This window comes from Flavobacterium sp. (genome assembly GCF_036515215.1).
Taxonomy (GTDB): domain Bacteria; phylum Bacteroidota; class Bacteroidia; order Flavobacteriales; family Flavobacteriaceae; genus Flavobacterium.
The window spans coordinates 1-7217 of the sequence record NZ_DATBVQ010000008.1; the positions used below are offsets into that span (position 1 = coordinate 1).

General features: G+C 38.5%; 5 protein-coding genes, 2 tRNA genes and 1 pseudogene. All 8 read right to left on the reverse strand.

Annotation, left to right across the window (positions count from 1 at the left end; translation table 11 throughout):
• A partial coding sequence (locus tag VIH09_RS00735; RefSeq protein WP_333783778.1) for a glycine-rich domain-containing protein occupies positions 1-867 on the reverse strand: 867 nt, incomplete at its 3' end.
• Between the two features lie 655 nt (positions 868-1522).
• The gene (locus VIH09_RS13605; protein WP_414656132.1) at positions 1523-1669 is read right to left on the reverse strand and encodes a hypothetical protein; all 147 of its coding nucleotides are present in this window, start codon (positions 1667-1669) and stop codon (positions 1523-1525) included.
• Positions 1670-1975: 306 nt separating this feature from the next.
• Positions 1976-2049: transfer RNA gene (locus tag VIH09_RS00740), tRNA-Asp, on the reverse strand.
• A 520-nt stretch (positions 2050-2569) separates the two neighbouring features.
• Positions 2570-2643: transfer RNA gene (locus VIH09_RS00745), tRNA-Asp, on the reverse strand.
• 86 nt (positions 2644-2729) lie between these two features.
• Positions 2730-3668, reverse strand: a complete 939-nt coding sequence (locus VIH09_RS00750) for a DUF58 domain-containing protein (protein ID WP_331576871.1) — start codon at positions 3666-3668, stop codon at positions 2730-2732.
• 150 nt (positions 3669-3818) lie between these two features.
• Positions 3819-4136, reverse strand: a complete 318-nt coding sequence (trxA, locus tag VIH09_RS00755; protein WP_007137141.1) for a thioredoxin — start codon at positions 4134-4136, stop codon at positions 3819-3821.
• 323 nt (positions 4137-4459) lie between these two features.
• Positions 4460-5335 carry an outer membrane beta-barrel protein gene (locus VIH09_RS00760; RefSeq protein WP_331576875.1) on the reverse strand — a complete coding sequence of 292 codons (876 nt, stop codon included), beginning with the start codon at positions 5333-5335 and terminating at the stop codon, positions 4460-4462.
• 270 nt (positions 5336-5605) lie between these two features.
• Positions 5606-7217: pseudogene (locus VIH09_RS00765) on the reverse strand (DNA polymerase III subunit alpha); the annotation flags it as partial.

The window sequence follows — 7217 nt, forward strand, 5'->3', positions numbered from 1 at the left end:
AATAGCTCCTACGGTTAATACTTGTCCACCGGTATTTTGTATCGTAAAAACCTTTGTGATTGGGGCTGACACTATTTGAGTGGAACCAAAATCAGTTCCATCAGTTGGTGAGGGAGTTGAATCTGCGTCTGCAATTGAAATATCGTTTCCTTGAATATTAATTGCTTGAGCTGAAATTGGATTCGTAGTGATGACTACTTTACCTGCCGCACCATAACCTCCGACTCTATCAGGGTTAGTAGGTGCAAATCCCCCACTACCGCCACCGCCATATAAACTACCAGGGTTAGTAAAAATTGTATTTGTGCCAGTACCCCCTAATGCCCCACCACCGGAATTTCCTCCATCGCCAGATTTTGCTGCTGTTCCATTAGTCCCAGCAGAGCCATAAACATTAGAGGTGGTCCCTCCAATGTTTCCAGTTGAACTCTGTGCTCCTCCATTACCATAAGAATTGGGGTCAGGGGCCCACTTACCTCCGTTACCGCCCACTGCATTAATTAGCAAAATAGCCGGAGTTGAACTTAATGCAAAGGAAGATGGATACCCATCCTGTCCATTTCCAAGAGTTCCTGTTGTTTGAATTCCAACTGTAACAGCGTAGGATGCTCCGGGAGTCACACTTAAGGAGTTGTTTCTCACATAAGCTCCTCCAGCTCCTCCACCTGCTCCAGAGGGGTTTCCAAGAGCACCACCACCAGTACCGCCGCCACCCCAAGCTTCAATAGTTATAGAGGTGACTCCGGCAGGAACTGTAAAAGTACCAGTAGTTGTAAAGGTTGTTGTTTGTGAATATCCGAAAAATGTAATGATAAAAAAAGCTATAGTGAAGCAGGTTTTTTTGTAAGCAGCGTAATTTTTTATCATAATGGTATTTTTTATTATAAAATCCGATAATAATCCTTAAATAATTAATAGTATAGGGGATGTCATTTGAACATAAATTTGACTACCGGAAAACATCAGGAATTGTTTTTTATTCTGCATCAGTTGATTGAAACAGTAACAGAAGGTAAAATCTAAAATTAAAGCTATTAATCTAAGTAGGAATTAAATGACATATATTAAAACCATTCAATCTTCTAAAAATGATGTTTTGCTTGGAACAACAAAAAAAATCTACACGCCTAGAAATAAGCGCCATACGATTTGAAAAAGAAAAGACATAACAAAACACGAATGTTGTGGTAATGTATAGTTTTCAACATTGGTTGCTGTCCTAACTATAACGTTAGAATATATTCGGCCCGGCCTTTTTTGATGGGAAATCGGCTTTTTTTTACGCAATCGATATCTTTTTGGTGCTGCAGTCCAGACAGAAATGTCACTCCAAGAACCAAGTTCTTTTGAGGAAAAGCTTAATCTTGGGGAGTACATAATCTTACATCATTTGATGTTAATGACGGAAAAGCCAGTTTTATTTTTTTAAACAGACAGGTTAAATGCAAATAAAATCGACTTAAAACACATTATTTTTATTGATGTAAGAAAAAGAATTGTTTTTTAATTTTAAAAATATAAATTAATAATTAATAGCAATTTCGTTTACTTCACCATTGTCAGGCTTTACAAACTGTCCATAGGAAAATTCACATCTTCCTTCATTGAATGTAATTCTATATCTAATAGGGCATTTTCCTTGTTTGTTTACTTTTGTCTTCTGAAGCAAGATAATATTGAAATTTTATAATTGTTCATTGTTTTATAGTATTTGGTTTAGAAAAGTGGGACACCTGATAATATGTCTTTTTTGAAGTAAATAAGTAAACAAGGAGGATATAAGGACAAGAAACAGCCTTAAATAATTAAAAAAGCCACCCACAATGAAGTGGTCTCGTCCCAAAAGACGAGATCATTGGTCTAACTACTAAACCCGGTCAGCTTACAAGGCCGACCAAAACAACACAACTAGCTTTAAATACCTTATTGAAACAAAAAAAAGCCTTTCCGTTAAGAAAGGCTTTCCCCAATATTGCGGTCTGGACGGGACTCGAACCCGCGACCCCCTGCGTGACAGGCAGGTATTCTAACCAACTGAACTACCAGACCCACTCATTATTGCGGTGGCAAAGATACAATAGAAGTTGATTCACACAACAGTTTTAAGCTTTTTTAAAAAAATCAATTCAGTTATTATTCAACTACCTTACTTTAAACCCTTTAAACAGGTTTATTCTTGTCTAAAACATATCGATTTTTGCGATTGCTTTAAAACCGCAAGCCTTCTCTTACTTTTAACAAACAAATTTTGGACTTGGTCCCTTTAAACAGAAAAATAAAAAGGTTTGATTTGGTTTTTGGAGGTTTAATAAATATAAAACGTCTCCTTCAGAACACGCCAATGGCTTGGCTCAATTTTGATTTCAACTTTGGCTCATGATAGACTTCAGTAGCCCTAAATCAAAAAAGCCATCCAAGTCCTGAATAAATTCAGAAATGGAAAGCTTTTCATTGGTCTAACTACTAAACCTGGTTAGCTTACAAAGGCTAACCAAACAACACAACTAATCTTAAAAAACTTAATGGGGGCAAAAAAGCCTTTCCGTTAAGAAAGGCTCTCCCCAATATGCGGTCTGGACGGGACTCGAACCCGCGACCCCCTGCGTGACAGGCAGGTATTCTAACCAACTGAACTACCAGACCCACTCATTATTGCGGTGGCAAAGATACAATAGATTTCGAGTTACACAAACGTTTTCACTTAAAATAAATGCTTTTTTTTCGAATAACTATCCAAAGTTTTGTTTCTCAGCCAAATATGTCAACAATATTTTTTCGAAATTTTCACCAACATTTACCGGAACGTACTTAATCCTGTTTTGAGTGCAACTTAATGCCAACTTTTTGAAGTACAGCTGGGCTTGTTTTTCATATTCCAGCTTCACATTATCGGCAAAAACGGAAATTTCCTCGCCCGTTTCTACATCTATGAATTTTCTGGGCGTGTTATCGAAATCGAAATTCAACTCCGTTTTAGAATCCACGACATGAAACAACACCACCTTATGCTTGTTGTGCTTCAAGTGTTGCAATGCATTCAGCAAAGCTTCCTCTCCCGCGTCGTCTTTACCGGACTGAAACATATCGGTAAAAAGGATAATCATCGACCGGCGATGTATCTTTTCTGCAATTTGGTGCAAAAAGGTGACCGTATCGGTCCTTTTACTAACTGTAGTCTTTATTAATAAATTTTCAAGCGTGTTAAAAACCATCCTATGATGGCGGTCACTGCCCTTTTCGGGCGCATAGTATTCATAACTGTCGGAAAACACACTCAAGCCCACCGCGTCCCGCTGCTTCTTCAACAGCTTCATTAAAACTGCCGAGGCCAAAACGGAGAATCCGATTTTGTTTTCATAAAAGTTTTGATTGTCTTTTAATTTTGGATAATGCATCGACGAAGAATTGTCAATAATGATATGACAACGCAAATTGGTTTCCTCCTCAAAGCGTTTGGTGTACAGACGGTCCGTCTTGGCAAATAACTTCCAATCGATGTGTTTGGTGCTTTCCCCCGCATTATAAACCTTATGCTCGGCAAATTCGGCCGAGAAGCCATGAAAGGGACTTTTGTGCATGCCTGAAATAAATCCTTCCACAATTTGATTGGCCAACAACTCAAGATGCTGAAATCTGGAAATCTTTTCTATTTGCGATTCAATCTTCATCTACCAAATATAGTGAAAGAAGGAATGATTTGAAAATTAATGGATTCCAAAAAGAGCCGGATGCACAGTGGAAGTAAAAACGAACTTATCTTAAACAAAAAAAGGTTTGACTTTCGCCAAACCTTTCCTATATAAATCATAATCTACCGATTACAACAACGCGTCTAAACTATCTGCGTAGGTTTGTTTCGGAGCTACTCCTACTTGTTTCCCTACGACTTCTCCGTTATGAAAAACCAGTACTGTAGGTATGTTTCTCACTCCGTATTTTGCTGCAAATTCTTGGTTTGCGTCAACATCAACTTTCCCAATTACCACTTTTCCGTCATATTCAGTACTCAATTCGTCAATGATTGGTCCTACCATTCTACAAGGCCCGCACCATGCTGCCCAAAAATCCACCATTACCGGTTTTGTTGATTTCAAAACTACTTCTTCAAAAGTAGCGTCTGTTATTGCTAATGCCATAATATCTTTGTTTAAAGTTTAAAGTTCTGATCTTATTCAAAACTAGAATACAAATTTAGAAATTAAAACCAAATGAAACGCTATTCCCAAATTAGTTTTGGTTATGAAAGCATTGACAATTGCTATTTATCTGATTTTAGCTAACATTTTTATTGATTAGGAGCCGTTTCCTGCTCTTCGCTATATCTTTTATCGCCTAAAGAAGGAAATAAAAGGATGCCGCTGCGATCAGGGCTAGCATGCGGTCCCTACCATTTTATTTTAAACAAAAAAAGAGGACGTTCTTTAAAACATCCTCTTCAATTATAAATTTATATGCAACATTACAAACTATATCTAAGACCTAGAGTTAAACCAACCCCGCTAATGCTGATGTAAGAACTCAAATCATCTGTTGGTCTTGAACTATCAACAGTGTTAAACTCTGCATTATTAGAACTACTGTCTAAATGATCTGTGTAATTCGTATGTATCTGAGCCGTTGTGCGAGTGTCCAACTGATTCTGCCCGTTTATTGTAAACGCCGTAGTTTCCTTTGTTTTTCCGTGAACGGTAAAATTACGGTATTCCACTTCAGCATAGGCCGATAGCTTATCTTTTAATTTATAAGAAGTTCCCAGCGCGGCAAGAAATCCTCCCGTTATATTTGGATTGATTTTATCTCTACTGAATACTTTTACCCCTGGAGCGGCGATTGCATTCGTTTCAATTTCTAATCTTCCGTTTAACGGCACGATAACTCCCACCTTTGTATAAGGCTCAAACCCTTTTACTTCACCTAAGTACAGCACTAAAGCGGGGGCCACATCTAAAGCGGTAACTTGTCCGTCCGATTTAAAAACGGAAACGCCATCGGAAATGGTTTCCACCATCGTTTTACCTTTGCTTTTATAATAGTTTATGCCCATTTCAATGCCTAAACGATCCGTAAAACGGTATCCGGCATTCCCTCCGTAACGGAATCCTTCGCCAAAAGACCCAGTTATACTTTCTTTGGAAACTAACTCTCCGCCAACATAAACCTCCTTCAAAGGTTCACGCCCGTTAACGTTGGGAAACTCGGTAGCGGCAGCCTGCGTAAAATAAGATGCTCCTACTTTAAAATACCAGTTTTCTCTCTTACTTCCTTTTTTATCGGTTTGCCCTAACATAGTCATTGAGCATGCCATAAGCCCTAATACAAACAGCTTTGTTTTCATGATTTTTATTTTAGTTTTACAACAAAATTAAATAAATTAAACCGTTGCATTTCTTAATTTCACGTAGAACTTTCGACACAAAAAACTAATTATATGCATGCATATAAAAACCAACCGTTTACGATTAAAACATTAACATTATAAAATCCAAAAGCATCTTAAAAACAAGCCCAAACCGTATTAAAAGGGAAAAAAAAGCAGAAAAATCGTCACACTATAACGATTTTTCTGTTCATTTGAATCAAAAAACGGGTTTAAATAAATTCCAACCTAGTTCAACTTAAAATTAATCTGCATTTTCTCTAGCTCTACCAATAATTCATTCGATATTTTGATTTTTAGTCTTCTGCTTGGCATTGTCAGTTTGGTCACCACTTTTATTTCCTCCACTTCGGTAACTGAAACAGCTTCCTTTCCTTCAGGTTCAGAAACCTCAATATCGTCATTCCCTTCGACAAAATCATCTGTTTCATTGTCAAGGAGAAGTGGAGCCGTCTCAATTATTTTCTTAATTTTCTCCAATTCCATAATTTCGAATGACACTTGATTGTCCCCTTTATTTTCCTGGAAAAGATGACTTAATTTATGAATAAACTCTGCCTGAAGATCGGTGATATTCAATAAAACAATCAGTTTTTTGGCAAAGGTATCCAAAACGTCCTGTAAGTATTGAACCAAAGTGAACTGAATCCTCGGGTCGCTTTTCTTGCCCGTATCCTGATTCGTCCATCCCTCTTTGACCGAAACTTTCATATAAGTGAAGTTGTTCTGAATCAAGAAATGACGAAACTTCAAGTACTCTTCACCAAAGATCTTAAACTCGTAACTTTCATCATAACCCTCTAATGTGAATATAGCCCAACCTTTCCCGTTTTTGGCTACTCTGTGTTGCACATCATTGATGATTCCCCCAAAAGTCAAGCTTTTTCCCACATGGAGTTCCATGCTTCTCAGCGCTTCCAGTTTGGCATTACAAAAATATTTCATCTCAAACTTATAATCGTCCAATGGATGTCCCGAGATATAAATCCCGACCACTTCCTTTTCTTTGGCTAGTTTTTCCATCGTGCTCCAGTCCTCGCAAGGCGGCACGATTGGCTCTGCTATCTGCACATCGCTGCTTTCCCCAAACAAACTTACCTGCGATGAGTTCTCGTTCTCCTGGAATTTTGCGCCATAGCGAATCGCTTTTTCGTAAAAGGTGATTCCGTCCCCGTCATCATGAAAATATTGCGCCCGAGTCGTGCCCAAAAAGGAATCGAAACCTCCAGCCAGCGCCAAATTCTCCAATGCCTTTTTGTTGGCGGCACGCAAATCGATTCGTTTGGTCAAGTCAAAAATCGACTTATATTTTCCATCTTTTCTTTTTTCAACTATAGTGGCAACGGCACCTGCACCTACACCTTTGATAGCACCCATTCCAAAACGTACCGCATAATTGTCATTTACGGTAAATTTGTAGAAGGACTCATTCACGTCCGGTCCCAATACTTCCAGTCCCATTCGTTTACATTCTTCCATAAAGAAAGACACTTGTTTAATGTCACTCATATTATTGGACAACACCGCCGCCATATATTCAGCAGGATAATTGGCTTTTAGATAGGCCGTTTGGTATGCGATCCAAGCATAACAGGTAGAGTGAGACTTATTGAAGGCATATTCCGCAAAGGCTTCCCAGTCTTTCCATATTTTTTCCAGTTTGTCTTCGGCATGTCCTTTGGCTGCAGCCTGGCTGATAAACTTAGGCTTCATCTTGTCCAAGACATCCTTTTGCTTTTTCCCCATCGCTTTACGCAATACATCGGCATCTCCCTTGGAGAAATCGGCCAGTTTTTGGGACAAAAGCATTACCTGCTCCTGGTAAACGGTAATTCCGTAG